The 24,210-nt window shown below is 67.3% G+C and carries 23 protein-coding genes; 7 read left to right on the top strand and 16 right to left on the bottom strand.

Going from position 1 to position 24,210, the window contains the following annotated elements; translation table 11 throughout:
* Positions 1-113: 113 nt before the first annotated feature.
* Complete coding sequence (locus ACOGXD_RS08975) at positions 114-1,823, bottom strand: ABC transporter substrate-binding protein (protein ID WP_419914316.1); 1,710 nt, start codon at positions 1,821-1,823, stop codon at positions 114-116.
* Positions 1,824-2,130: 307 nt separating this feature from the next.
* Between ACOGXD_RS08975 and ACOGXD_RS08970 the strand changes: the two genes are divergently transcribed.
* Together ACOGXD_RS08970 and ACOGXD_RS08965 are read left to right on the top strand one after the other, a co-directional pair.
* Positions 2,131-3,048 carry an LLM class F420-dependent oxidoreductase gene (locus tag ACOGXD_RS08970; RefSeq protein WP_419914314.1) on the top strand — a complete coding sequence of 306 codons (918 nt, stop codon included), beginning with the start codon at positions 2,131-2,133 and terminating at the stop codon, positions 3,046-3,048.
* A gap of 55 nt (positions 3,049-3,103) precedes the next feature.
* Complete coding sequence (locus ACOGXD_RS08965; RefSeq protein ID WP_419914312.1) at positions 3,104-5,089, top strand: ABC-F family ATP-binding cassette domain-containing protein; 1,986 nt, start codon at positions 3,104-3,106, stop codon at positions 5,087-5,089.
* A gap of 10 nt (positions 5,090-5,099) precedes the next feature.
* Here ACOGXD_RS08965 and ACOGXD_RS08960 read toward each other — a convergent pair whose 3' ends face one another.
* On the bottom strand, positions 5,100-5,897 hold the full coding sequence (locus ACOGXD_RS08960) for a metallophosphoesterase family protein (protein WP_419914310.1): 798 nt from the start codon (positions 5,895-5,897) through the stop codon (positions 5,100-5,102).
* Positions 5,898-5,982: 85 nt separating this feature from the next.
* On the opposite strand from ACOGXD_RS08960, the gene surE reads away from it, so the two are divergent.
* Positions 5,983-6,798 (top strand): 5'/3'-nucleotidase SurE, encoded by an 816-nt coding sequence (gene surE / locus ACOGXD_RS08955; protein WP_419914308.1) that lies wholly within the window; start codon positions 5,983-5,985, stop codon positions 6,796-6,798.
* An 81-nt stretch (positions 6,799-6,879) separates the two neighbouring features.
* Here the strand turns inward: surE and ACOGXD_RS08950 are convergent, their stop codons facing one another.
* Positions 6,880-8,178 (bottom strand): MFS transporter, encoded by a 1,299-nt coding sequence (locus ACOGXD_RS08950; protein WP_419914306.1) that lies wholly within the window; start codon positions 8,176-8,178, stop codon positions 6,880-6,882.
* Between the two features lie 113 nt (positions 8,179-8,291).
* Here ACOGXD_RS08950 and ACOGXD_RS08945 point away from each other — a divergent pair, with 113 nt between their 5' ends.
* Positions 8,292-9,017 (top strand): SDR family NAD(P)-dependent oxidoreductase, encoded by a 726-nt coding sequence (locus tag ACOGXD_RS08945; protein ID WP_419914304.1) that lies wholly within the window; start codon positions 8,292-8,294, stop codon positions 9,015-9,017.
* Between the two features lie 48 nt (positions 9,018-9,065).
* Here ACOGXD_RS08945 and ACOGXD_RS08940 read toward each other — a convergent pair whose 3' ends face one another.
* The gene (locus ACOGXD_RS08940) at positions 9,066-10,019 is read right to left on the bottom strand and encodes a sterol desaturase family protein (protein ID WP_419914302.1); all 954 of its coding nucleotides are present in this window, start codon (positions 10,017-10,019) and stop codon (positions 9,066-9,068) included.
* A gap of 47 nt (positions 10,020-10,066) precedes the next feature.
* Between ACOGXD_RS08940 and ACOGXD_RS08935 the strand changes: the two genes are divergently transcribed.
* Positions 10,067-10,675 (top strand): 5-formyltetrahydrofolate cyclo-ligase, encoded by a 609-nt coding sequence (locus tag ACOGXD_RS08935; RefSeq protein WP_419914300.1) that lies wholly within the window; start codon positions 10,067-10,069, stop codon positions 10,673-10,675.
* A 21-nt stretch (positions 10,676-10,696) separates the two neighbouring features.
* Here the strand turns inward: ACOGXD_RS08935 and ACOGXD_RS08930 are convergent, their stop codons facing one another.
* Together ACOGXD_RS08930 and ACOGXD_RS08925 are read right to left on the bottom strand one after the other, a co-directional pair.
* Positions 10,697-11,341 carry a DNA-3-methyladenine glycosylase I gene (locus ACOGXD_RS08930; protein ID WP_419914298.1) on the bottom strand — a complete coding sequence of 215 codons (645 nt, stop codon included), beginning with the start codon at positions 11,339-11,341 and terminating at the stop codon, positions 10,697-10,699.
* Complete coding sequence (locus ACOGXD_RS08925; RefSeq protein ID WP_419914296.1) at positions 11,338-12,375, bottom strand: TIGR03617 family F420-dependent LLM class oxidoreductase; 1,038 nt, start codon at positions 12,373-12,375, stop codon at positions 11,338-11,340. The genes ACOGXD_RS08930 and ACOGXD_RS08925 overlap by 4 nt, the downstream gene beginning before the upstream one ends.
* A 100-nt stretch (positions 12,376-12,475) precedes the next feature.
* Here ACOGXD_RS08925 and ACOGXD_RS08920 point away from each other — a divergent pair, with 100 nt between their 5' ends.
* Positions 12,476-13,840 (top strand): hypothetical protein, encoded by a 1,365-nt coding sequence (locus ACOGXD_RS08920; protein ID WP_419914294.1) that lies wholly within the window; start codon positions 12,476-12,478, stop codon positions 13,838-13,840.
* A gap of 46 nt (positions 13,841-13,886) precedes the next feature.
* Here the strand turns inward: ACOGXD_RS08920 and ACOGXD_RS08915 are convergent, their stop codons facing one another.
* The 10 genes from ACOGXD_RS08915 to ACOGXD_RS08870 form a co-directional block, all read right to left on the bottom strand.
* On the bottom strand, positions 13,887-14,354 hold the full coding sequence (locus tag ACOGXD_RS08915) for a VOC family protein (RefSeq protein ID WP_419914292.1): 468 nt from the start codon (positions 14,352-14,354) through the stop codon (positions 13,887-13,889).
* An 82-nt stretch (positions 14,355-14,436) separates the two neighbouring features.
* Entirely contained in the window at positions 14,437-14,955 is a 519-nt protein-coding gene (locus ACOGXD_RS08910; protein WP_419914290.1) for a UGSC family (seleno)protein, read from the bottom strand.
* Between the two features lie 96 nt (positions 14,956-15,051).
* Positions 15,052-15,831 carry a hypothetical protein gene (locus tag ACOGXD_RS08905; RefSeq protein ID WP_419914288.1) on the bottom strand — a complete coding sequence of 260 codons (780 nt, stop codon included), beginning with the start codon at positions 15,829-15,831 and terminating at the stop codon, positions 15,052-15,054.
* Between the two features lie 124 nt (positions 15,832-15,955).
* Positions 15,956-17,020: a hypothetical protein gene (locus ACOGXD_RS08900; RefSeq protein ID WP_419917381.1), complete on the bottom strand. Its 1,065-nt coding sequence runs from the start codon at positions 17,018-17,020 to the stop codon at positions 15,956-15,958.
* Between the two features lie 93 nt (positions 17,021-17,113).
* Entirely contained in the window at positions 17,114-17,890 is a 777-nt protein-coding gene (locus ACOGXD_RS08895) for a TIGR00266 family protein (protein WP_419914286.1), read from the bottom strand.
* 207 nt (positions 17,891-18,097) lie between these two features.
* Positions 18,098-19,246, bottom strand: coding sequence for an amidohydrolase family protein (locus tag ACOGXD_RS08890; protein WP_419914284.1), 1,149 nt, complete (start codon positions 19,244-19,246; stop codon positions 18,098-18,100).
* A gap of 107 nt (positions 19,247-19,353) precedes the next feature.
* Positions 19,354-20,103, bottom strand: a complete 750-nt coding sequence (locus ACOGXD_RS08885; RefSeq protein ID WP_419914282.1) for a hypothetical protein — start codon at positions 20,101-20,103, stop codon at positions 19,354-19,356.
* 328 nt (positions 20,104-20,431) lie between these two features.
* On the bottom strand, positions 20,432-21,235 hold the full coding sequence (locus ACOGXD_RS08880; RefSeq protein ID WP_419914280.1) for an HpcH/HpaI aldolase family protein: 804 nt from the start codon (positions 21,233-21,235) through the stop codon (positions 20,432-20,434).
* Positions 21,236-21,251: 16 nt separating this feature from the next.
* The gene (locus ACOGXD_RS08875; protein ID WP_419914278.1) at positions 21,252-21,560 is read right to left on the bottom strand and encodes an NIPSNAP family protein; all 309 of its coding nucleotides are present in this window, start codon (positions 21,558-21,560) and stop codon (positions 21,252-21,254) included.
* A 77-nt stretch (positions 21,561-21,637) separates the two neighbouring features.
* Positions 21,638-22,936, bottom strand: a complete 1,299-nt coding sequence (locus ACOGXD_RS08870; protein ID WP_419914276.1) for an AMP-binding protein — start codon at positions 22,934-22,936, stop codon at positions 21,638-21,640.
* Positions 22,937-23,061: 125 nt separating this feature from the next.
* Here ACOGXD_RS08870 and ACOGXD_RS08865 point away from each other — a divergent pair, with 125 nt between their 5' ends.
* Positions 23,062-24,204 (top strand): LLM class flavin-dependent oxidoreductase, encoded by a 1,143-nt coding sequence (locus ACOGXD_RS08865; RefSeq protein WP_419914274.1) that lies wholly within the window; start codon positions 23,062-23,064, stop codon positions 24,202-24,204.
* Positions 24,205-24,210: the final 6 nt, after the last annotated feature.

Genomic DNA, 24,210 nt, shown 5'->3' with positions numbered 1-24,210 from the left:
GTTCCGCCGAAGCTAATCGCTCGCCACACGCAGCACAGACGCGACGAGCGGCCGCCGCTGCCGGGATCGTCCCCGGCGGCGACGGCCGCTCAATGTCGCTCAGTCAGAAAGGACTAGCGGCAGCCGCCGTTGTCCTTGTCCCAGACGCAGTTGCCCGAAGCGCCGTTCACGTCAATGACGTTCGAGACAATCCAGGAATGCGTGGACGAGTCGTACTGGCTGATATCCGTGCCCTCGATCGGGAAGGCATCCGCGTTGCCGTTCATGGCGAACGTGATGCCGTCCAGGAAGATCGGGTGGTGGATGTCGATCGCCCGCACCGCCAGGATGAAGTTGGCCCGGTTCAGGCCTGCAGGGTTGTTCGCACTCGCAGGCAGCTCTGCGGCGATGCGCAGCGCCTCCACGTACGGGTAGCCCAGCATGTAGCCGTTGCCGAACATCGAGATGGTCGGATCGAGGTCATTGGCCTCGAGGCTCTCGATGATGAAGTCGATGAACGCATCGCTGCCGATCAGCGCCGGGTCGGTGGTGTCCTTGACGCCGCCGCCCACGATGTACCAGCCGTCGCCGTCGTCGCCGGCCGGGGAGACCCAGCTTGCGGGTGCCTTGCACACTGACGGCGTGAACGCTGCCGAGATGTCATCCTTCAGACCTGAGGCTGCGACCTCCTGGATGGCCAGCAGGCATGCATTGCCCGCGGTCATCGAGATATAGACGTCCGGATCGCTCGCGGCGATAGTCGTGATCTCGTTGGTGATCGTCGGCGATGCAGGGTCATGGCGTACCGGCACGAACTCCGACACCACGTCGGGGTTGTTGTGGGCGTACTCCTCGAAGCCCAGCTCGTAGGCCAAGCCGAAGTCGTTGTCCATCACCAGGCCAGCCACCACAACCGGCAGCTCATCGGCGAGGTTGTCCTTGATCCAGTTGCCCCACAGCACTGCCTCAGTGGAGTAGGACAGGATGCTGCCCGTCGTCCATGGGTGAATCTCGGGATCGCCCCAGGCCGGGTGGCCCGTCCACACGAACGGCTGCGGGATGCACTCGGCATTGAGCGTGTCGTACACGGCCAGCGTGTTCGGCGAGCCCAGCGTGTGGATCGCGAAGACGTTGTCGTTCTCGATCAGCTCGTCGACGAACTCGATGGTCTGTGCAGCCACGTACGCGTCGTCGTAGGACTTCATGACCACATCGCGGCCTGCGATGCCACCTTCGGCATTCACATGCAGGAGGTAGGTCTGCCAGCCCAGACGGGCGTTGCCGTACAGCGCCAGGGTGCCCGACTGCGGGCCGGTCTGGCCGAGACGGATCTCGGTGTCGGTGATGCCCTCAGTGTTGGACCAGTCATCGGGACACTCGTTGAGGTCGATGGTGAAGCCTTCGGGGCCGCGGAGGACGTTGTCGTCGCCAACGCCCCACTCGCCAGCCTCGATCTGAGCGGTGATGCGCTCGACAACCTTGGCCCGCCGGAATTCGGCCTCTTCGAAGATGCCCTCCATGGTGGAGCGGTCAAACTCCATCATCTCCTCTTCGTCCATCATCTCGTCGTCGGCCATCTCCTCTTCTTCGGCCGCCTGCTCGATGACTTCCTGGCTGAGACCGCCGGCCTCTTCCTCGGGCTCGTCGGCGGCCATCTCATCCTCTTCGTGGTCGTGGCCGTCGTCCTCGTCGTGGTCGTCCGCTTCCTCCTCGGCCATGGCCTCGGTGGTCTGGGTCTCGCCGGCGTCGTCGTCGCCATCGTCACCACCGCAGGCGGCCGCGACGAGCGAAAATGCGAAGAGCAGCGCTAGCAAGCGCAAAAGGCGGTTCTTGGATAGTTGCATGGGTCCCCTCCTGGGTGGAACAGCAGCCACCGCGGCGTCGCAAGCCGACAATCAGCAGCCGAAGCCCCCGACTGTCTCCCCATGACCGCTGCGGCGGTGCGCGCGAGAGTAATCGCGCCGCGCCGGGCCGTTCTCAGCTCGGGTACGACGATCGCGTGACAATCGCCTAGAGCCACAGGCACAGATGCGGTAGCTGTGGAGGCGGCAGGAAACTCTGCGACGTTGCGACCTGCTGGATCGCTGGTCGCTGGTCGCTGAGGGTCCTGCCGCCTGCGCAGCGGGCGCGGGAGGCATAGCGTGTCGGCCCATGGAATGGGGAGTCACTCTGCCGCACTTGGGCCGCATCGGATCTCGCGATGGGCTCATCACGTTCGCATCGGAAGTCGACCAGCTCGGATTCGCTTCGGGCTGGGCGTCCGACCATGTCTGCTGGCCCGCCGAGCTGGTGTCGAAGTACCCGTACTCCGACGACGGCTCGTTCCCGGCGCCGCCGAAGACGGGATGGCTCGACCCCATCGGCACACTGCTCTTCGTCGCCGCCGTCACCGAGAACCTGCGCCTGGGCTTCAGCGTGCTGATCCTGCCGTACCGGCCGCCGGTGGAAACGGCGAAGCGTCTCGCAACCATCGACGTGCTCTCGGACGGCCGGCTGATCCTGGGCGTGGGCGTGGGCTGGATGCGCGAGGAGGCCGAAGTACTGGGTATGCCGTGGGATCGCCGTGGCAAGCGCTCTGACGAGCAGCTCGAAGTGTTCCGCACGCTGTTCACCGAGAACGACCCGAGTTTCGACGGCGAGTTCTATTCGTTCCCCGCCGTCGGCTTCGAGCCCAAGCCGGTGCAAGACCCGGTGCCGGTGTGGGTCGGCGGCAATACGACTGCCGCATACCGGCGGGTGGCGCAGTATGGGCACGGCTTCCATGCAGCATTCGAGACGGTCGACGAGGTTGCTTCGGGTTGGAGCCAGGTGGGCGAGGCGTGCGACGCCGCGGGCCGCGACCGCGGCGAGATCACGCTGTCGCTGCGCTACTACCTCGATCCGGCATCGGCCATGAAGCCTGAGGTGTCGATCGCCGGCAGCACCGAGCAGATGATCGACAGCGTCGGTCGCGTTGCGGAGGCCGGGGTGACGCATTTCGTGCTCGACCCGGTGGCACGCGGCGGCATCGAGGGCCGCCTCGACGCGCTGCGTGCCTTCATGGCCAACGTGGCACCTCACTTCGCCTAGCGCCTGACACGAGATTCAGCCGCTCGATCGGGCGACCCTGCGGCAGACTCGCTGCGTGCTGTGGGGTTCCTCGCTCGCCAAGTCGTACCCGCCGCGGCGGCTGTTCGCTGACGTCAGCGTGCAGCTGGCGCCTGGCCGGCGGGTGGCGCTGGTCGGCGGCAACGGGATCGGAAAGACGACCTTGCTGGAGATCCTGGCTGGCATCAACGAACCCGACGAAGGCGAGGTCCACCGCCAGAGCGGGCTGACGATCGGCTACCTGCCCCAGGAGCTCGCCGAGATCGCCGACGGCACGGTGCTCGAAGCGACGCTGGCCGGGGCGGGTGACATCACCGCTATGACAGCCGAGCTTCGATCGCTGGAGGCGAGGCTGGCCGATGTCGACGCTGCCGACCATCACGACGTGCTCGCCCGCTACGGCGAGCTGGAGGCTCACTTTCGCCAGATCGGCGGCTACGGCTTCGAAGCGGAAGCTCACCGGGTGCTCGCTGGCCTGGGCTTTGCAGCCGATGATGCGCAACGCCCGGTGGCGCAGCTGTCGGGCGGCTGGCGGATGCGGGTCGCGCTCGCCCAGCTGCTGCTGGCGAAGCCCGACGTGCTGCTGGCTGACGAGCCCACGAACCACCTCGATGTCGACTCTGTGGCCTGGTTGGAAGACCAGCTCGCTGCCTGGGAGGGCGGGCTGCTGTTCGTCAGCCACGACCGTGACTTCATCGACGCCGTTGCCAACCGCGTGATCGAGATGGACGGCACGACCACGCACGAGCACGTCGGCGGCTTCGCCGAGTTCGTTGTGGCCCGCGAAGAGCGGATTGCGGCTGCCGAGGCAGCTGCGGCACAACAAGCTCGCAGGCGGGCTCACACGGAGCGATTCATCGAGCGATTCCGCTACAAGGCCACCAAGGCCCGCCAAGTGCAGAGCCGGATCAAGGCGTTGGCGAAGCTCGAGCCGGTCGAGGTCCCGAGTCGCAAGGAGCTGGCGGCCCGTTTTGGCTTCGGCACCCCACGGCGCTCATCGCGGGTCGTTGTGGAGATGATCGACGCTTCGGTGGGATACGCCGACGGCGACGCTCCGGTGCTCGAAGGCGTAGACCTCGTCATCGAACGCGGCACCAAGGTGGGCGTGGTCGGTCCGAATGGCGCTGGCAAGACGACGCTGCTGCGGGTGTTGCAGGGCGAATTGGGCATTCTCGACGGCGAGCTGCACCGCGGCCGCAATGTGGACATGGCCACGTTCGCTCAGCACCTCGCCGAGGTCATGGATCCTCGACGCTCGGTGGTGGAGGAGTTCACTGCCTCGGTGGGCGATCAGCCCGGGCGGAATGTGCGCACGATGCTCGGCGGCTTCGGCTTTCCGGGCGACGCTGCGGACCGCAAGGTGGCGGATCTCTCCGGCGGCGAGCGCACCCGGCTGGCGCTCGGCATCACGATGGCGAACCCGGTGAACCTGCTGGTGCTCGACGAGCCCACCAACCACCTCGATCTGCCGAGCTGCGATCTGCTGGAGGATGCGCTGTCGGTGTACCCGGGCACGGTGCTGCTGGTGACCCACGACCGCCACCTCATCCGAAGCGTGGCCGACTCGCTGATCGTGGTGCGTGACGGCACCGCCACCCTGCACCCGGGCGTCGACGAGGATCTGCTGCGACCGCCAGGGCTGAGCACGAGACGGACCGCTGGCGGCAGCACCGCGGGAACCACCGGCACCGTGAGCGGTCGGGGCACTGACACCGATGCGCCGACATCGCGAGCGGCAGCAGCCGAGCGGCGCCGCGCAGGGGCCAGCAAGCGTCAAGCCGCGCATGACGCAACAGCCGACCTGCGCCGGGAACTCGCTGCGGCCGAGCGGTTGTGGGAAGCGGCCGAGCACCGCGTCGCAGAGCTGCAGGCACTGCTCGGTGAGCCCGAGACCTACGACGACCCCGATCGTGCGCGCCAGGTCGCCGAGGACTACGGCGCTGCCAAGTCCGATGCGATGCGCCACATGTCCGCATGCGAGGCGCTGCAGCGCCGCATCGAACGCGCCGCCGCGGAACTCTGAGCAGCCGCCGCTAGGCGCAGCCGTCGGCAGGCGCGGCCACGGGCACATGCGACACCGCGACGGAGCGGTCGGCGCCATCGGCACCCTGCGAGAACGTGACGAGGGAGGCAGTGCCATTCGACGGGACGCCCATGGGCGCCCCCGGGTACCAAGCGACGACGTCGCCGACCGAGACATCGGTGGTCACATGCCAGTGGCCGAGCGCCACGTAGTCGGCGCCGGTGGCTTCGATCTCTTCGGCGGCGATCGGCGATGACCGGTGCGCATCGTCGGCCGTGCGCTGGAAATGACCGTGCCCGGCGGCGATGAACCAACCGTCGTCAGGGCGTGCCGGTACGCCTGCGAGGGGTCGGTACTCGGAGTGGTGCAGGTCCATCGCCCGACCCCACAGCGTCAGGTCGTGCTCGCCGAAGTGCAGGGTCGCACCCTCGGGATCGTCCAGGAAGATCACGCCGGCGCCGGTGACCTCGAGCCGGTGCTCGTGGTCGGCATGGGTGCCCCACAGCGACTGCTCGTCATGGACATCGTGGTTGCCGGGGATGATGACGACTGACGCATCGACGCTGCCGAGCAGCTCCATCGTGTGCGCGACATCGGAGCGCTTCAGCCGGGCATGGTCGAACAGGTCTCCCGCGATCAGCAGGATGTCGGCTGCATGGGCGACTGCGGTTGCGGCGAGGGCATGGATCGGGCATTGGCATACGTCTCGGTGACTGCCGTGCGGCCCGCGTACATGCCCGATGTGCACATCGGACGTGTGCAGGACGCGCAACTGGCGCTCGCTGCCCGTTTCAGCCCACTCCTTCACAGCGAGACAGCTTGCCACGGCACCGACACTCCCCGTTCGGGAGCCATACATCCACGCTTCACCTGCGGGCGGTACCTTCGACACGGTGCGGATCCTGGTGACCAACGATGACGGAATCGAGTCCGAAGGACTGCACGTACTTGCGAGCGCCATGACCGCTCATGGCGATGTGGTTGTGGTGGCGCCAGATTCCGAATACTCAGGCGCAGGCGCCGCGATCGGTCCGCTGCATCTCATGGATCCCCAAGTGCACAAGGTGCGTTTCGAAGGCGTCACCGATGCCTGGGCCGTCTCGGGAGCGCCAGCGCTGTGCGTGATGTTCGCCCGGCTGGGCGCCTTCGGCCCGGTGGACTTGGTGGTGTCGGGGATCAACCCGGGCGCGAACGTCGGCCGATCCGTGTACCACTCCGGCACCGTCGGCGCGGTGCTGACAGGCCGCAATGGCAATATCCCGGGCTTGGCGGTCAGCCAGACCGTCGAGGGATTCGGGGTTGAGGGCCAAGGCTGGGAAGATGCCATCGCCGACCAGAAGTGGCATGCGGCGGCCGAGGTTGCCAGCGTCGTGCTCAGCGGTCTGCTCGCGGACGAACACGACTCGGCATGGGCAGTCAACCTCAATGTGCCGAATCGTGAAGTCGCCGACATGAAGGGCTGGCGGTTCACCGAGGTCGGCACCCTGCCGCCGCGTTCGATCACCTCGGTGACCCTTGAGCCGCATCCCGACAACGCTGACGCGTTCCGGGTCGCCATGGAGTGGGGCGACGCTGTCGACATGCCCGCCGACGTCGACACCGGCGCCGTCATGGGCGACTTCGTCTCGGTGTCGTTCCTGTCGCGTCTCACTGCGCAAGCGCCGGCAGCCGACGCCAAGCTGACTGCCTGCCTCAACGGCCTGTTCTGAGACCACGAGCTCGCGTCAGTACCTGCGCGCGCTGGGGAGGCGCCAGAATCCTCTGCTCTAGCAGCGGCGCTGAGCCGCGGATCAAGCTGTGAAGCGCCGAGTCACCCGGAAGTTCCGTACCAGCATCACGACCGCCGCGATGCCGAGCGCTACGGCCACCCACGCTCCCCAGTTCGCCAGATCGGCATAGGAGCGATGCTCCACTGCCAGGCCTGAGCTCACGCCGGCGGCGGCGCCGAGTGCGGTCATCAACACGTCCGCGGTGGCCTGCACGCTGACGCGGCGCTCCACCGGGAACGACGACGTCAGCAGCGAGCTTGCGGCCACGACGCAGCAGCTCCAGCCGATGCCGATGAGAAACAGCCCGAACAGCAGACCGGTGGCGTGCTCGGCGTCGGTGTTCGCGGCTATCGCGGAGCCGACCGCGAGCACGAGCGCGCCTGCGACGATGACGATCTGGCCGCCGACTCGGTCCACCAGCCAGCCCACATACGGCGAGAACGCAAACATCCCGGCGATGTGCAGCGAGAGCATGATGCTGATGATCAGCAAGTTCTGGTCGCCCTGGGACATGTGAATGGGCGACACCGTCATGACGCCCACCATCACGGCCTGCGACAGCATCATCCCGATGAGCGCGATGGACGCCACGGGATGGGCCAGGATGCGGCCGGCCTCGGCCAAGCTCGGCAGCTTGATGCCTGTCGAGCCCGCTTCGGCAGCCACCACATGCAGCGGATCGGGCCGGAGCCGGAGCGAGATGTTGACCGCAGCGAGGAGGAAGAGTCCGAGCGCCAACGCGTACGGCAATGCAAATCCGCTGAGCCCCTCGGTATCGGCGAAGAAGTGTTTGAGACCGAGCCCCGCCATGGGTCCCAAGACCGAGCCGACCGTGCTTGCCCACAGCACCAAGCTGATCGAGCGGGCCCGGTTCTCGTCGGTGGCCAGATCGGCGCCGGCGTAGCGAGACGCCAGGTTCGCCGCTTGACCGGTGCCGATCATCACCATGCCCCCAACGAGCATCGAGTACCTGCCGGCCAACGCGGACAGCAAGGCGAGCGTGGCGCCTGCTGCACCGATCAGGTAGCCGGCCGACAGGCCAGTCCGGCGGCCGTGGCGGGCCATCAGCGCAGCCAGCGGGATGCCGGCGAGGGTGCCGCCGATGCTGAGGCAGACGGCGGCAAGCGAGGCCTTGGTCTCGCTGCCCGTCATCTGGTCGGCCAGCAGTGTCGAAGCTGCGAACGACGCCGTCATGGCCAACCCGCCGGGGATCACCCCGAGCTGCAGGACCCCGATGGTGCGGCGTGCCAGTTCGTCGCGTTCGGGCGAACCCGGGAGGTATGCAGCTCCCCCGCTGCCCTCCGACAAACTCTGCACCATCGACCTAGCCTCCGGATCGGCCTGCCGGCTGCGGGCGAGGCCGATTGCGAACGCTACTGCGGGTCACCGAAGCGCGTCGGGATGACCCGACTGCCCGGCAGGAGGAGTACGAGATGCGAGACATCACCGGCTGCGTGGCGATGATCAGCGGTGCCAATCGCGGCATCGGCGAGGCCATCGCCGCGGCTCTGCATGCCGATGGCTGGGCGCTGTCGCTGGGCGCACGCGATATGGCCGCGCTCGAAGCCTCAGCGGCTGAGTACCGGACCGACGGCGGCGGCCCCGCGGTGAGCTTGCACCGCCACGACGCCACCGATCCCGAGGCTGCCGAGCGCTGGACCGCCGAGACGATTGTGGCGCACGGTCGGATCGACTGCCTCGTGAACAACGCCGGCGTCGCCTATCCCGATGTGTTCGAAGAGCTGACCGAGGACACGCTCGACGAGATGTGGGAGGTCAACGCGAAGGGGCCGTTCCGCATGCTCCGCGCCACGCTCGACCACCTGCGCCACAGCGGCGAGGGCCGCATCGTGAACGTGATCTCGATGTCGGGCAAGCGAGTGCGCGGCACCTTCGCACCCGGTTATGCGATGAGCAAGCACGCCGCGATGGCGCTGCATCACTCGGTCCGCCACCTCACCTTTCCTGACGGGATCCGGTGCACGGCCGTGTGTCCGGGCTATGTGCAGACCGACATGACCTCGGGTTTCGGCGTGGACCCGTCGATCATGATCCAAGCCGACGATCTGGCCCAGGCCCTGGCCACGATCCTGCGGCTGCCGAACACCGCGTCGGTGGCCGAACTGCTCGTCACCACCGAACCCGAGACCATTGCCTGAGTCTGCCGCCCAGCGGGCTCGCGGATCCTGTTCGCCCGACGGGAGCTCCTAGCGGGCTGCCAGACGGCGGCGCCGTTCGACTATGCGGTCGGTGGCTTCCTGGCTGCCGTCGTGAAAGGTGCCGAACCACTTGTCGAGCGGCACGATCGCCGTTCCGTAGTTGCAGTCGAAATAGCGGTGGTGGAGCGTGTGGAACCGGTCCCCGCCGGCCACGGTGCGACCGCCAGCTACCACGAAGCGGTCGAAACCCGAATGCGACGCAGCCGGTGACAGCAGGAAATACGTGGTCGTCAGGGTGATCAAGTACGGGTTCGCCGGGATCACCAGGAAGACCAGCGGCACCGAGAGGTACAGCACGTGCTCGAGCGGATGCATCGACACGCCCGACCACGGGCCGATGTTGACGTTGCGATGGTGCAGCGAGTGCGCCCAGCGGTACAGGTGCTTGGTGTGGAGCAGCCGGTGGTTGGCATAGAAGTGCACCGAGCCCAGCGGGAAAATCAGCAGCGTCAGCGCCGCTGTGTAGCCGAAGCTGGCGAGGCTGCCCGTTGCCGGAACGGTCCAGATGTGGTCGTTGGCATACAGCCAGAGCATCAGCGTCTCGTACAGCGCTGCGATGGAGCAGGCGCTGGCGAGCGACCAGAAGACGTTGTCGCGGGTCTGGTTTCTGAACAGGAACGGCCTGCGCCCAGCCGACTGCCAGCGCTCGTCGTACTTGTGCTGGGTTCCCTGACTGCGCCGGATGAACAGCCACCAATGCAGGCCGCCGGCCACGGCAATCATGAGCGCCACGTTGCGCAGGTACACCGCTGCGGCGGCCCACGCCGCTGGGGTCGCGAAGCTCTCGATCGACGGCGTGAGCCAGTTCCACGCCGCGATGCCGACGGCGATCCACAGGCCGCCCTGCCACCAGAGGAACTTGGTGATCGTCCAGCGCGCCATCGCGAAGGGACGAGGCGGCCGGTCGTACAGCGGCGGGAGGGTCACCTCCCCAATCCCCACGACGCGAATTGTATGGCTGCGGGTGCGAGACACCTAGCGTCGTTGAGATGAGCGGCGAGCCTGGACCGGGGTCTTCGAAGGACGCTTGGCGCCGGTGGATCCGAGAACAGCGCCAACCGGTTTCAGCAGCGTCGACAGTCGCCGTCGTAGCGGGCCTGCGGGAGTTCATCGGGGCGTTCGACGAAGGCTCGACTGCCGTTGCCGGCGCGCCGGTGCCCTCGGGGGCCAACCTGATCCTCTTCTACCGGGCAATGGCGAATGAGCTGTCGCTCGACGGGCTCGCCGACGCCGTCGGCTGGCAGCGCTTCGCCGTGACGCGCACTCCCCCGGACGGCCCGCTCACGCTGCATCCGGCGATCGGTGCCATGGAGCAGCACCGCTACGGCTTCCCCCAGCCCACCGCGGATGCGTTCGAGTTGCAGCCCCGCCACATCTCGCTGGCGCTGGTGCCTGGCGTGGCCTTCGACCGTCACGGCACCCGGCTCGGCCACGGTGTGGGCTACTACGACGAGTTGCTGGCTCGGTTGCCCGAGGATTGCCCGCGCGTCGGCGTCGCATGCCGCGACATCGTCTTCGACCAGCTTCTGTCCGAACCCCATGACGTGCCGATGACCCACCTCGCCACCGAGGACGGCGTCATCGTCATCGGCGCTTGACTCATCGCCGGCTGACGCGATTCACGGTCGGATCAGCCCTGCGCGGGCGGCCTCGATGATTGGCCGGCGGTGGCAGCCTTCGAGGTGGTCGTTGACGATGCCTGAGGCCTGCATGAGCGCATAGCAGGTGGTGGGGCCGACAAAGCGCCAGCCCAACTTGCGCAGTGCCTTGCTGAGGGCGGTCGATTCAGGCGTTGAGGTCATCGAGGCGAGCGTGCGGTAGTCGATGGTTGCCGGCCGATCCTCTGGCTGCGGCTCGAACGACCAGAAGAAGGCCGCCAGGCTGTCGTGTGCATCGATGGTGCCGAGGGCGGCGCGGGCGTTGTTGATGGTGGCTTCGATCTTGCCGCGATGGCGCACGATGCCTGCGTCGCCGAGGAGGCGCTCGACATCGGCGTCGCCGAAGCCCGCCACGACCTCGAAGTCAAACCCGCAGAATGCGGCTCGAAAGTTCTCCCGCTTGCGCAGGATCGTCAGCCATGACAGTCCCGATTGGAAGCCCTCGAGGCACATCTTCTCGTACAGGCGCACGTCGTCGGTGACCGGCAGACCCCACTCGGCGTCGTGATACGCCTCGTAGTCGTCGTGGCCCTCGCCCCACCAGCACGCCAGCGTCACGTCAGCTCGCCGCCTCAGCCCCTCAGGCACAGCGGACGGCTGGCTCATGCGCCGTTGGCGGCTGCTACGGCTTCGGCGATGGCGTCGTTGGTGGGTGTCGGGCCATAGAACATCATCGTGGTGCGGTCGGCGAAGGTGTTGCGCTCGGCGACTCGCGCACCCACCTCCGACGGAGTGCCCGACACCACGACGAGATCCAGCAGATCGTCGTCGATGAGGTCGCTCATCTCGCGCCAGTCGCCTTGCTTGGACAGCGTGTTCAGGCGTGGCTGCAGTTCGCCGTAGCCGTGGTGGTCGAGCGCACCCGCGTAGGCAGGCGTCGACCCGTAGAACGCGAGCTGCCCTGCCGCTGAGCGGCGCGCCTTGTCGATCTGTTCGTCGTTCTCGCCCATGGCGACGATGGTCAGGCAGGCAACGGTGACCTCGCCGACGTCGCGTCCGGCCGATTCGGCACCGGCCGCCATGGCCGGGAGGGTGACATCGGTCATGAACTGCGCGGTGTGGAACGGATGCACGAAGAATCCGTCCGCCGTCGCACCGATCACCTCGACCATGCGCGGGCCGACGCCGGCCACGTAGATCGCTGGCTGCGCCATGCCGATCGGACCTGGGTTGAAGAACGGCGTCATCAGGGTGTGGGTGTAGAACTCGCCCCGGTGGTTGAGCCGCTCGCCGGTCTCGAAGGTGTGCCAGATGGCGCGCACCGCCTCGATGTACTCGCGCATCCGCTCAGCAGGACGTGACCACTGCTCGCTGTAGCGCTTGGTGATGTGGGGCTTGATCTGCGTTCCAAGCCCCAGGATGAAGCGTCCACCGCTGTGGCGCTGCAGGTCCCACGCAGTGACGGCGCATGTCATCGGGTTGCGGGCGAATGCCACGGCAATGGCCGTGCCGAGCTCGATGTTCTCGGTGCGCTCTGCTGCCAGCGCCAACGGCAGGAACGGATCGTGGGACGCCTCGAACGACCACGCCGCCGAGAGCCCCATCTCCTCGAACTGCGCTGCTTCGTCTGCACAGCCCCCCGGTGTCGACGCAGTCGTCGCCCCGTCAATCCGATGTTGCGCTGTTTCGGTCGTGTTCATTGTGCAGGTCTCCTGAACGCTCGCTGTGCCGGCCCGTCGCCAAGACTGTTGGCGGGCCGGGTGAATCTTGCCCCATCGGGCGTCCATAGGCTGCGGCGTTGTGCGGCATCGGCCTGATCGGCTCTTTCTGCTGACGGGGGGCGTGCAGGGCTTGGCCTTCTCGTGGGGCCTGCCGGCGATGGTGTGGTGGGTGGTCGACTTGCGGCTGTCGCCGTTCCGGCTTGCGGTGCTGGGCACTGCGCTGGTGCTGTCGATTCTGGTCACCGAGACGCCGACCGGCGTGGTCGCCGACCTGTACAGCCGCAAGTACTCGGTGGTGGCCGCGTACGTCGTGATGGGCTTGGCGATGGCGTTGACCCCGGTGACAGAGCTGTTCGGCGTTCTCGTCATCTGGCAGGTGCTGTGGGGTGTCGGCTGGACGCTGCAGAGCGGCGCTGCCACGGCGTGGATGACCGACGAGATCGCCTACCACGCGTCGCATTCGCATCGCAGTGCCGCGGTGATGCCGGTCGAGCCTTCGACCGCGGGCGACGACTCCGGTGCTGAAGCCGGCGGCGCGGCCGGCAGCGATCCCAGCCGCCAGGTGGACGGGCTCATCGTGCGCCATGCCGTCTTCCGGTCGGTGGGTGTCATGGTGGGCCTGGTCGCCGCCACCGCAATGGGTGCGTGGTCGGTTCGGGGCTCAATGGCCGTGATGGGGCTGCTCGCCATCGCGGCGGCTGGATACCTCGCCGTCACGATGCCCGAAGCCGGCTTCGAGTCACCCCGCCGCCGGGCCGGCAGCGCACCCCGGCCGGCGCGCACGAGCGCGTGGAAGGACGCGATCACCCTCTGGAAGCGAGGCGCTCGGCTCGTCCGCCGCAATCCGTCGCTGCTGGCAGTGACCCTCTCGGCCGCCATTGCCGCCGGAGCGTGGGAAGCCAATGATCGACTCTCCGTATTGCGGCTGTTCGAACTCGGTCTCACCGAGCTGGACGGGCGGGAGGCCGTGCTCTTCTTCGGCGCAACGTGGTTCGTGATGTCCGCCCTGGCGATCCCGATGATGACGTGGCTGCGCCGTCACCTCGAGCGCTCCCAGGCTGACCAGCGAAGCGCTCGGCGAGATGCCTTCCTGCTGGCGCGATTCCTGACGGTCGCCGCAGCAGGCGCTCTGGCGTTGGCGCTGAGCCCCTGGTTCACGGTGGCGCTCATCGGCTGGGCGGTCCTCGACGTGGCGGGCGAGACGGCGTACTCGCTCACCGAAGCGATGGCGAATCGGCATGCCGACTCGTCAGTTCGCGCCACCGTGGTCTCGTTCGTCGGGCAATCCCAGGCAGTGGGAGAGGTGTCGATCGGTCTGGCGCTGGGAACGGTGGCGCAGATCGTCTCGGTGCCGTTCGCGCTCGCCATAGCGGCGGCGCTGTTCGCCGTCTCCGCGGCGCCCGCGGCAGTCGTCGGGTGGCGCACAGGCGGCGCCGTGCAGTGATCCGCGGCGCCGGACTCAGCCGAGAATCAGTATTCGCGGGGTTCTGTCAGCCGTCGGCCATCTCGGCCATGGCGGCTTCCGAGCGGCGCGCCATCTCCTCGGGATCGATGTCTTCGATGTGGGTGGTGAGGTTCCAGCGGTGGCCCCACAGGTCCTCGATCATGCCCGAGCGGTCGCCGTAGAACTGGTCCACGACGGGCCGCACCTCGGTGGCTCCCGCTGCGAGCGCCGCCGCAAACGTGGCGTCGACGTCCTCCACGTACACGCTCATCTGCACCGGTGACCCGCCGTAGTGCTTGGGCGAATGGAACTCCATCTCGGGGAACTCGTCGGCCACCATGATGAGCGAATCGCCGAGTTCCAGCTCGGAATGGCCGATCCTGCCGCCCATGTCGATGCGCATCCGCTCCGTCATCCCGAGAATCTCGGTGTAGAACGCGATGGCGTCTGCCGCGCCGTCGATGCTCATCGAGGCCGAGATGCGCGGGTAGTCGTCGGGAATGGGATTCACCATCGCGATGTGCTCCTGAGTTGAGAATGCGCGTAGTCCGAGCGTTCGTCGGTGCGATCCGCCGTTCCGCGGGCGCAGCCAGAAGCTAGTGCGCCACCAGCACCCTGACGGCCTGCTCTACCGCCGTTTCGGCTCGGGCTTCGAGCCCTGCTGCATCAGCGCTGGCGATGGGGTGCTCGATCACGGTGAACGGGTGCTCGGGCACGCCCTGGACACGGGCCATCAGCTCGGCGGCGTCGATGAACGCGCTGGTCATCACGCTGATCGCAGGCACGCCCACCCGTTCGGCGGCGACGGCGTCGTGCAGACTGCACGACGAGCAGCTGCCTCAGTCGCCGACGCCGGCCAGCACCGCATCCCAACCCATCGCTTCGGCCAACAACGCGTGCTGCGCGGGCGCGCTGTAGTTGGCCTTGATCCGCCGGATCACCTTGGCAACGCCATGACTGTCGCGCAGCAGGCGCTCGACGTGGTCGAAGAACGGCTTGGTGTTCTCCTTGCCGTTGGAGATCACGCCGATGGTGGCGCCCTTCAGGGTGGCGAGGCGCTTCGGGGCTGCGAACCCTGCGGGATCCTGCTCGTGTGTCGGGTCCAGCAGTTCCACGCTGACCTCCTAGCGGTTCTCGACAACTTGTCTCGGCGAGCGCCGGTCGGCTACATGCTGCCACGGGTCTGAGCCAGCGGCACAGCCCTTGATCTCTCAGCCGTTGATGTTGTCGAAGCCGGCGTACACGAACTCAAACACGGCGCTGGCGGGGTCTGCCGCGGCAATGATCTCCGCATACGGCAGCGACGCCCCGCCGAAGGCATCGTCGTTCCAGTACGGATCGCTGCGATCCACGTCGGCCCACGGCCCCACGTAGGCATACGGGAACGGGTGAGCAGTGTCGCCCGGCGACAGGCCGTAGGTGGCTCGAGTCCCGTCGTCGGCATCACCGATGGCCGTAGCAATGTCGAAGTGCCCTGGCCACAGCTGGATCTCATCGGGCTCCACCGCACCGGGCAGTTGGCGCAACTGTCCGAGTGCATGCTTGCCGAGTCGGAACCACGCCACCAGATGCGAACCCATCTCCGGGCTCACCCGCAGCCAGCGATCCACGTCGCCGAGTTCCGGACTGTCGTGTTCGCGCGCATCCGTTCCCGGCGAAACCCCGGCGAAGTCGGCGGCTGCAGACAGCGTCGTGATGTGGGCGCTGCGCTGACTGCCGCCTTCGGTGGCGAACAGCTCATCGCCGTCGACCCACACCTGGCACTCCATCTCGCCGGCGCGGCCCATCGTCACCTCAAACACCGGCGTGCCGAAACCTTCGTCCAGGCTGCGCAGGCCGAACCGCCCCGTCGCGACCCGGCGCGCCTCGCCCACCACGGCGTACGCAAGCCGGTGATAGTCCTCGACCGAGGCCAGGTAGTCATCGGGCAGCTCCGCCAGCAGGCCATTGTGCACAGTCTGCGGCTGGTGCGAACTGTGGTTCTTGTCCATATTCGGAGTCTTGCGCGACCAGGCGTGCGGTGGCGTTCACCCGCGGCTGAGCACAGCAGGCTCCAAGCACGACGCACACGCCGAGGGCGTCGAGCCTCGGCCTCGCCACCGACGGTTGATCGCGCTAGCTGATCTCGCAATCCACGCAGGCGCCCACGGCCACCGTGGCCGCGTGGCTGCGCGTGCCGAGCCACGGCGGGATGACGGCTGCGAAGCCGCCTGCCGGCCCGCCTGCAGCAACGATCAGCAGGTCCTCCGGTGATTCCAGCGCGGGATAGGTGCGTTCGGCCCGGTCCTTGACGACGGCTCCCTTGCCGACGGCGGCCCAGTCGCCCCGGCGCACCCGGGCCCGCTCGTACACGCAGGCGGCAATGTCGTCCTTGGTCCAACCGGCCGCATCGAAGTGGGTCCGCAGCTGCGGCGGCAGCACCACGGTGTAGTTGCCGGGCCAGATGGAGTAGTTGAGCTGGTTGGCACGAATCTCGGCGGCGAGCGTCTCGCACAGCTCGGTGGGGTCGGTCGTCCACTCATTCATGACCTGCCGGGGCGCCATCGAGGCCACCGCTGTCACCGATGACAGCTGGCCCCGCTCGGCGGGCGCGGTGCCGAGCCGCTGGTCGCCGAGCGAGACCCAGCCCGTGGCCTCCTCGTCCTCGGCGATGCAGTAGCCGAGCTTGCCGGGGTGACCGAGCGTGGAGCGGTCGATGCCGCCGGGCTTCACGTCGAGCACGTTGGCGAGCACCAACCGCACTGCCCGTGCGATGACCGCGCGCGACCGGTCGGCTCCCCCGAGCACGCTGAAGGTGGCGTCCATCGCCAGCTCGTGCCGGATGGGGCCATTCACGATCAGCAGCAGCGCACAACCACCGGTTGAAGCCGTGGGCCCGTGCAGTCCGAATTCGGGTTGAAGCAGGGCCGTGAGCGCGGTCACGACAACCGGGAAGTGCGGCGGCAGGCAGCCCGCCATGACGGCATTGACGGCTGCCTTCTCCGCAGTGATGGCCCGCGCCCGCACCGGCTCGATGCCGATGAGATGATCGGGCGGCAGCATCGCCCACTCCAGACACGCCGCTACGGCGTCGTCGGTGGGTGGCACCACCGGCAGGCCATCGGTCCAACCACGCGAGTGGAACGCTTCTTGGGCTTCCGCGAAATTCTCGACGTTGATGTGGCTCGATGTCAACTGCATGGTCACGTCCGCCAGTCTGGCCGGAGCGGACGCCGCTCGGCTAGGTCCGGGCGACGCGTCGTGCGACCGCGCCCTCGGTCGGTGCCGCGGCCGTCAGCTGCGCTCGAGCAGTCCCGAGAGCAGGCCGCGGGAGTCGTCGGACATGGGTCCGGCGGCGTTGGCCAGCACCCGCGACGACAGCCGCTCGAACGGCAACGACTGCAGCCACACCCAGCCGGTGCCCGACACGGTCGCCAGGAACAGTCCCTCCCCCCCGAAGAACATCGACTTGAGGTTGCCTGCGCGCTCGATCGAGTACTGCAGCGAGGGCTGCAGTGCCACGAGGCAGCCGGTGTCGAGCCTCACCGTCTGGTTATTCAACTGCACGGCCTTGATCGAGCCGCCGGCGTGCAGGAATGCCATCCCGTCTCCCGACAGGCGCTGAAGGATGAAGCCCTCCCCGCCGAAAAGGCCCGTGCCAATGCCGCGCTGCCAGGCGATGTCGAGCTTGGTGCCGAGCGCCGCGCACAGGAAGGCGTCTCGCTGGGCGATGATCTCGCCCCCCATCTGCGCCAGGTCGACCGGGATGATCTTGCCCGGATATCCCGCAGCGAATCCGACTTTCGCCTTGCCGCCAGCTTCGGTGTTGGTGAAGTGGGTGAGGAACAGCGACTCACCGGATATGACCCGCTTGCCGGCGCCCTTGAGCTTGCCCCACATGCCTGAGTCTGGTTGGGAGCCATCGCCCATGACCGATTCGAACGTGATGCCGTCTTCGATGAACATCATCGTGCCGGCCTCGCCGACAACGGTCTCGCCCGGATCCAGCTCGACCTCGACGAACTGCATGTCGTCGCCGAAGATCTCGTAGTCGACCTCGTGGCTCTGCATAGGTGGTGGCTCCTCGCTGGTACGCCGCTAGCGAGCGCTCGCGGCGCTCATGGCCCACGGTACCTGTCGGGTTCATGCGCTTATGCACAGGTTCGGCGGCGAGGCTGAACGCCCCGGTACCGGCTGAGAGCGAGGCTCAGCCGGCTGTGCGTCCGGGCCGAAGCACCCGCCCAGACGGTTGTCGACGAGGTGCTGGCCGCTTTGCCCTCAGGCTGCGCTGGCGGCCAGTCGATCGCCGCCGACAGGCAGCTTCGATAGGTCGATGTCGTACAGCTCGGCCGAGTTGTTGCAGAGGATGTCCTGCTGCTGCTCGGGCGTCAGATTCGCCGAGTGCTCGTCGAGCAGCTCCTGGCTCCAGGGCCAGGTGCTGTCGGAGTGCGGGAAGTCGTTCGCCCACAGCAGCCGCTTGTGATTGACGTCGTTCACCATCTTGAACGCCACCCAGTCGTCCTGGAACGTCGTGTAGATGTGCTCGCTGAAGTACTCGCTGGGCAGCTTGGACAGCTCCTGGCCCGGCGGCAGCCAGTACCGGTGACGCTTGTAGGCGTGGTCCATCCGGTACATGAAGTGCGGCACCCAGCCGGCGTCGGCTTCGACGCAGACCACCCGCAAGCCGGGGTTGCGCTCGAACACGCCGCCGAACACCAGCGTGCCCATGATGTCCTGGTTCGCCCGGATGATGGTCATGAAGGCGTTCGCCTTCGGCCCCCGGGGCCGGCCTTGGCCGCGGCTGGTGAGGATGTGCCACGACACGGGCAAGTTGAGGTCGACGGCGGCCTGCCAGAAGGGGTCCCATTGGGGGTCGTCGAAGTCGAATTCGGTATGAGGGTTGCCCGACATCATCACGCCGCGCATGCCCGCCTCGGCCATGGCCTCGATGTCGCTGATGGCCTCTTCCACCGAGCGGAGTGCCGTCTGCCCTACTGCCAGCAGCCGGTCGGTGTCCACCGAGCAGTAGTCGGCGATCCACCGGTTGTAGGCGTCCATGGTCGCCTTCTTGTAGTCGGGGTCGGAGTGGTTGCACAGCACCATGCCCACCGACGGGTAGATCACCTCAGCAGAAACGCCGTCTCGGTCCTGGTCGGCGGTCCGCGTGGCCGGGTCGTAGCTGCTGATCGGCAGTTCCTCGTACGCCGCGCTGCGCTTGAGCTCCTCAGGCTTCTGACCTGCGGCAGCGATGAGACCCATGTCGATCGTGCGCTTCATGCCGTCGATGACGTAGACATCGCCGCGCTCTTCGGTCCACTCGACCCGTGGCGCCACATCGCGCCACTTGGGGTCGATGTAGTCGACGTAGGTGTTGCGTGCCTCCGCAATGTGCGAGTCGGCCGAGATGATCGGATAGTCGACTTCCACGTTCCCCTCCCAGGTCGGTCCCCGCAGCGGATCGTACTGTCCAGCCTCCAAGCACCGCCCGGTTCACACGGTCGCCGCTACCTCAGCCGCAAGCACCGGGGCCTGGCTCACTGCGAGCGGCGTCGCATCCCCTCCTCGGCTTCGCGTACGCCTCCGAAGAAGTCGTCGTTGTCGGGCGTCAGGCCCACGGTGGAGTGCCTCGTCCGACGCTCGCTGTACGCCCGGCTCACCGACGCGAACGCCTCGCCGACGCCCTCGTCAGATGCCTCGTAGTTCTGCACGTTCCCCGGTTCGACGCCCAGCCGGGCGCCCTCGAAGTACGAGTCTTGGTTGGCACCCATGAACACGAAGGCCCATCCCTGCTCGCGCCGGCTGCTGACGAGCCGGTGGATATCGGCCCACGTGAAGTCGGTGCTGGCGTTTTCCAGGCCATCGGAAACGATCAGAACGGTCTGATCCTCGGGCTCCTTGCCAGCCTTGCGGCGCCGCTTCGCTCGCTCGTCGGCCCGCCCGATCAGCGAGCCGATCGCGTCCAGAAGAGGCGTCGCGGCACGCGGGCAGTACTGCTCGACTGACAGCGCGCTCGCCTTCTTGACGGGCACAGCGTCAGCGAGGACCTCGAACGGTTCCTCGGAGTCGAACTGGACGAGCGTGACCTTGCACTTGTCCGGCAGGGCCGCCTGTTCGGCCATGAACCCGTTGACGCCGTGTACGACTGCTACCTCAAGCCCCGACATCGAGCCAGACCGGTCGAGCAGCATCCACGCCTTCGACCGGTCAGATGTCGAGCCCTTGCCGCTCTTCTTGCCGCCCTTGGCCTTCTTGGAGCTCTTCGCTTGCTGTGCGTCGCTTGCCAATGCGTCGTCGTCACCGCGCTCCCACGGTGCCCTGCTGCTCCGCTTGAGCTGCCCGTTCCCAGTCCCATTTGTTGACGTTGCGCCCACTGTCTTTCCCTTTCTGCAGACCCCGACTCATCCGGCGTGACCGCCCGACGTGCCGGTTGCGGAGCCGCTGATCGGCCTCCGCCTCACTGATGTCCAACGTAGAGAGGGGGTGTGACAACTAGGGGTGGCGCGCACCTACGAATTGACGCGCGAGTGCCGGTCGAGAGCACTGCCGAGGCCGAGTCACACCTGTCTCGGCCGACAGCCCGTTGGCGCGGTCATGAAGGCAGACGAGCCCGAGTCAGTAGATCTTGGAGTCGGCTCCGGTGGCGGCTTCGGCTACGCCGGACTCGCGGGCGGTGCGGAGGTCGCGGGCCATGCCGCGGCCGAGCGCCATGGCGTCGCCTGCCACCGTTTGCATGCGGAAGCCTTTGCCGCGGCGGTCCGCCGAGAGTGATGCCGTGGAGTGGATGCCCGCCACCACGCCGTGTGCGGCGCACCGTTCGGCGATGTGCTCCAGCGCTGCCTTGTAGTCGGCGTGATCGTCGGTGTAGCCGGGGCCGTAGCCGTAGCTGATCGACAGGTCGGCCGGGCCGACGTAGATGGCATCGACGCCCTCGATCGCCAGGATCTCATCCAGCGCCTCGACCGCTTGGCGGGTCTCGATCATGGGAATGCATGCCGTGGTGTCGTTCGCCACCTCGAAGTAGTTCTCCCCCGCCGCCGCCCGAGCAGCCACCAGCACCGGGCCGAAGCTGCGGGCACCCAGCGGCGGGTACTTGCAGGCAGACACGGCGGCCTGCGCCTCGGCGACCGAGTTCACCATGGGCACAACGACGCCCCGCGCCCCCGCATCGAGCACCCGCCCGATGATGCCGGGCTCGTTCCACGGCACCCGCACGATGGGCGTACCGCCACCCATCTCGATGGCCTGCATCATCTCCACGGCAACCTGGTAATCGGCCACGCCGTGCTGCATGTCGACGCACACATAGTCGAAGCCGGCACGCCCAGCGATCTCGGCCGAATGGCTCGACGCCATCGACAGCCAGGTGCCCAGCGTCTCGTCGCCAGCGGCCCAAGTGTCCATCATCGTGTTCGGCATAGGTGTGCGCTCCAGCTCAGCTCTCGAAGATGTCGCGCAGCATCACGTTCTCCTGAATCTCCACCAAGGGCGCGATCTCCCTGACGAACTCCAGCCACTGCGGATCCTCGAACAGCGCCTTGCGCTTCTGGGCACGCTCCTCGAGCGTGTCGTAACGCCACAGGTGGTAGATCTCGTTGATGCCGCCGAACTCGGTGGTGTAGTAGCCCACCGGCTCGCCCAGGTACTTGCGCTGCGCTTCGTAGCCCTTCTCGAAGTACTCCTTCACCCAGCGTTCAGGGGCACCCACCTTCAGCCGGTAGTGCCGCATCTCCACAAAGCTCATGACTGTCTCCTTCGGCGGTGCCCAAGCCATGCCCCGGCCTGGCTCGACCGCCGCACCGTAGCGCGCCGCCCATGTGCTCAGCCTCGGAGGTCGCGGACGCGCTGCGCCTTTCCTTCTGAGCGCGGGATGCCCTCAGGTTCGACGGTGCGGACGTCGACAGCGATGCCGATGCGCTGGCGCACCGTGCTGGTGAAGTCTGCGGCGATCGCATCGTGGTCGCCGCCGTCGGGCTTGGGCTCCAGCACGGCGGTGATGCCCTCCATGCGGCCCCGCGAATGCACTTCGAGAAAGAAATGACCGGTCAGCCTCGGATCGGCCGACACCAGCTCCTCGAACTGGCTCGGGAACACGTTGACGCCACGGATGATGAGCATGTCGTCGCTGCGCGCCGCAACCCGTCCCATGCGACGCATCGAGCGAGCCGTGCCGGGCTGCAATGAGCAGATGTCGCGGGTGCGGTACCGGATCACCGGCATCGCCACCTTGGTCAGCGAGGTGAACACCAGCTCGCCCGTCTCGCCTTCGGGCAGCACCTCGCCCGAATCAGGGTCGATGACCTCCGGATAGAAGTGGTCCTCCCAGATCGTCGGCCCGTCCTTGGTTTCCACGCACTCGTTGGCGACACCCCCGCCGATGACCTCCGAGAGGCCGTAGATGTCGACGGCGTCGATGCCGAAGGCCTCCTCGAGTTCGGCCCGCATCGCCTCCGACCACGGTTCCGCCCCGAAGATCCCCACCCGCAGCGACGTCGACGCCGGGTCGATGCCCTGGTTGCGGAACTCGTCGGCGACGACCAGCGCGTACGACGGCGTGGCGCACAGCACATCGGCGTCGAAGTCCACCAGCAGCTGCACCTGCCGGGCGGTCTGGCCCACCGACGCCGGCACCACGGTGCAGCCGTACTGCTCGGCCCCGTAGTGCGCCCCCAGCCCGCCGGTGAACAGCCCGTAGCCGTAGGAGACGTGGACCACGTCGCCCGGTCGTACACCCGCCGCCATCAGCGAGCGCCCGAACACGTGCGCCCACATGTCCAAGTCGGACTGCGTGTAGCCGACCACGGTCGGCTTGCCCGTAGTCCCCGATGAGGCATGCACCCGCAGCACCTGCTCCCGCGGCACGGCGAACATGCCGAAGGGGTAGTTCTCGCGCAGCTCGGTCTTGGACGTGAACGGGAAGCGCGCCAAATCATCGAGGGTGTGCAGATCGGACGGGTGAACCCCCGCCTCGTCGAACAGCTGCTGGTACGCGGGCACATGTGCGTACGCGTGCGCCAGGCTCCACTTCAGCCGCTCCAGCTGGAGCGCTCGGATCTCGGGGATCGGGGCATTCTCGATGGGATGCAATCCCCGCCCGGCGGTGGGCTCGAACTTGGGCATCTGGCGGTTCCTCCCCGCTCGGATGACGCTGGGCTGGCCGGTTCAGGAGCCAGCCGGTTTCCTAGTGTTGCAGTCTGTGCGGCCGCTGCCGCAAGGTGCGGTGAGCCGAAAGGACCCCAGTCTCCATGACCGACTTCCGCTTCACGATCCTCGTCGTGCCGTACATGCGCCGTCGTGACGAGCAGATCGGCCTCGCCGGGTCGATGCCCGAGCGTTGGCAGACCCTCATGGATCACGTGCGGACACAGATGCAGTTCGCCGAGTCGGTGGGGTACGACGGGTTCGCCATGACCGAGCAGCACATGCAGGTGGAGGGCATCGAAACCACCACCAACCCGCTGTTCTGGGACTACTTCGTGGCCCAGCACACCGAGCGGATGCGGGTGGGCCAGCTCGGCATGAACCTCACCGCCGTGAACCCCATTCAGCTCGCCGAGAACATCGCCATCCTCGACCACTTCACCGGCGGCCGCACCTTCGTGGGCTTCACCCGCGGCAACACGCCGCGCTGGACCGGCACATTCGGCCAGCACCTGGGCATCACCTCCACCGAGTCCGACAAATCCGATGCCGACCAGCGCAGCCGCCGGGCCCTGTACGAGAACTGGCACCTGGTGAAGTCGCTGTGGACGCAGGACAAGGTGTCGATCCAAGGCGAGTTCTGGGAGGCCCCGCCCGAGATGGAATGGCACTTCCCGCCGACCGACGACTTCGACCCGACGGCGGTCGACGAGAACAAGACGCTGCGCGAGATCGGCATCGTGCCCCGGCCGCTGCAGCAGCCGCACCCGCCGGTGTACGCGCCGTTCAGCTACAGCATGGAGACCTCGAAGTTCTGGGCCCGCGAGGGCGGAAAGATGGTCAGCTTCGTGGCACCCGAGCGGCAGAGCTTCATCGGCACAGCGCTCGACATCTATCTCGAAGAAGCGCACAGCTCGGGGCGCGACACCACGGCGGCTGATGCACTGGCGATCGGCGGCCACCTCACGATGGGCCGCACGCCAGCCGAGGGCGCCGACCTGTACACCGGCTTCGAGGAGCTGTTCAACTGGGCCTACAACGCGCCGCCCTACGTGGTGCCGATGGGCCGTGTCTGGCGCGGCAGCCAGGAGGAGGAACTCGACCACGTCGCCTCGCTGCACGAGGAGTTCGGCGTTACCGAGTTCTTCCTGTGGCACCACGTCGGCTACTTCACGCAAGACCAAGAGCTGGCCATGCTCAACGAATTCGCCGAAGGCGTGATCGCTCCCCTGCGAGCAGGCTCCTGAGCACGG

The sequence above is a fragment of the Candidatus Poriferisodalis sp. genome (assembly GCF_965204125.1).
Taxonomy (GTDB): Bacteria; Actinomycetota; Acidimicrobiia; order Acidimicrobiales; family Poriferisodalaceae; genus Poriferisodalis.
Note: the sequence above shows the minus strand (reverse complement) of the source record. Positions and strands in the feature narration are given on the sequence as shown.

What these genes read in the sequence shown, in the direction of transcription:
- ACOGXD_RS08975 (WP_419914316.1), bottom strand. Translation starts at nt 1,823, where the DNA reads ATGCAACTATCCAAGAACCGCCTTTTGCGCTTGCTAGCGCTGCTCTTC.
- ACOGXD_RS08950 (WP_419914306.1), bottom strand. Translation starts at nt 8,178, where the DNA reads ATGGTGCAGAGTTTGTCGGAGGGCAGCGGGGGAGCTGCATACCTCCCG.
- ACOGXD_RS08875 (WP_419914278.1), bottom strand. Translation starts at nt 21,560, where the DNA reads ATGAGCTTTGTGGAGATGCGGCACTACCGGCTGAAGGTGGGTGCCCCT.
- ACOGXD_RS08970 (WP_419914314.1), top strand. Translation starts at nt 2,131, where the DNA reads ATGGAATGGGGAGTCACTCTGCCGCACTTGGGCCGCATCGGATCTCGC.
- ACOGXD_RS08900 (WP_419917381.1), bottom strand. Translation starts at nt 17,020, where the DNA reads ATGCAGTTGACATCGAGCCACATCAACGTCGAGAATTTCGCGGAAGCC.
- ACOGXD_RS08935 (WP_419914300.1), top strand. Translation starts at nt 10,067, where the DNA reads ATGAGCGGCGAGCCTGGACCGGGGTCTTCGAAGGACGCTTGGCGCCGG.
- ACOGXD_RS08895 (WP_419914286.1), bottom strand. Translation starts at nt 17,890, where the DNA reads ATGCAGAGCCACGAGGTCGACTACGAGATCTTCGGCGACGACATGCAG.
- ACOGXD_RS08880 (WP_419914280.1), bottom strand. Translation starts at nt 21,235, where the DNA reads ATGCCGAACACGATGATGGACACTTGGGCCGCTGGCGACGAGACGCTG.
- ACOGXD_RS08865 (WP_419914274.1), top strand. Translation starts at nt 23,062, where the DNA reads ATGACCGACTTCCGCTTCACGATCCTCGTCGTGCCGTACATGCGCCGT.
- ACOGXD_RS08930 (WP_419914298.1), bottom strand. Translation starts at nt 11,341, where the DNA reads ATGAGCCAGCCGTCCGCTGTGCCTGAGGGGCTGAGGCGGCGAGCTGAC.
- ACOGXD_RS08945 (WP_419914304.1), top strand. Translation starts at nt 8,292, where the DNA reads ATGCGAGACATCACCGGCTGCGTGGCGATGATCAGCGGTGCCAATCGC.
- ACOGXD_RS08925 (WP_419914296.1), bottom strand. Translation starts at nt 12,375, where the DNA reads ATGAACACGACCGAAACAGCGCAACATCGGATTGACGGGGCGACGACT.
- ACOGXD_RS08905 (WP_419914288.1), bottom strand. Translation starts at nt 15,831, where the DNA reads ATGGACAAGAACCACAGTTCGCACCAGCCGCAGACTGTGCACAATGGC.
- ACOGXD_RS08915 (WP_419914292.1), bottom strand. Translation starts at nt 14,354, where the DNA reads ATGGTGAATCCCATTCCCGACGACTACCCGCGCATCTCGGCCTCGATG.
- ACOGXD_RS08870 (WP_419914276.1), bottom strand. Translation starts at nt 22,936, where the DNA reads ATGCCCAAGTTCGAGCCCACCGCCGGGCGGGGATTGCATCCCATCGAG.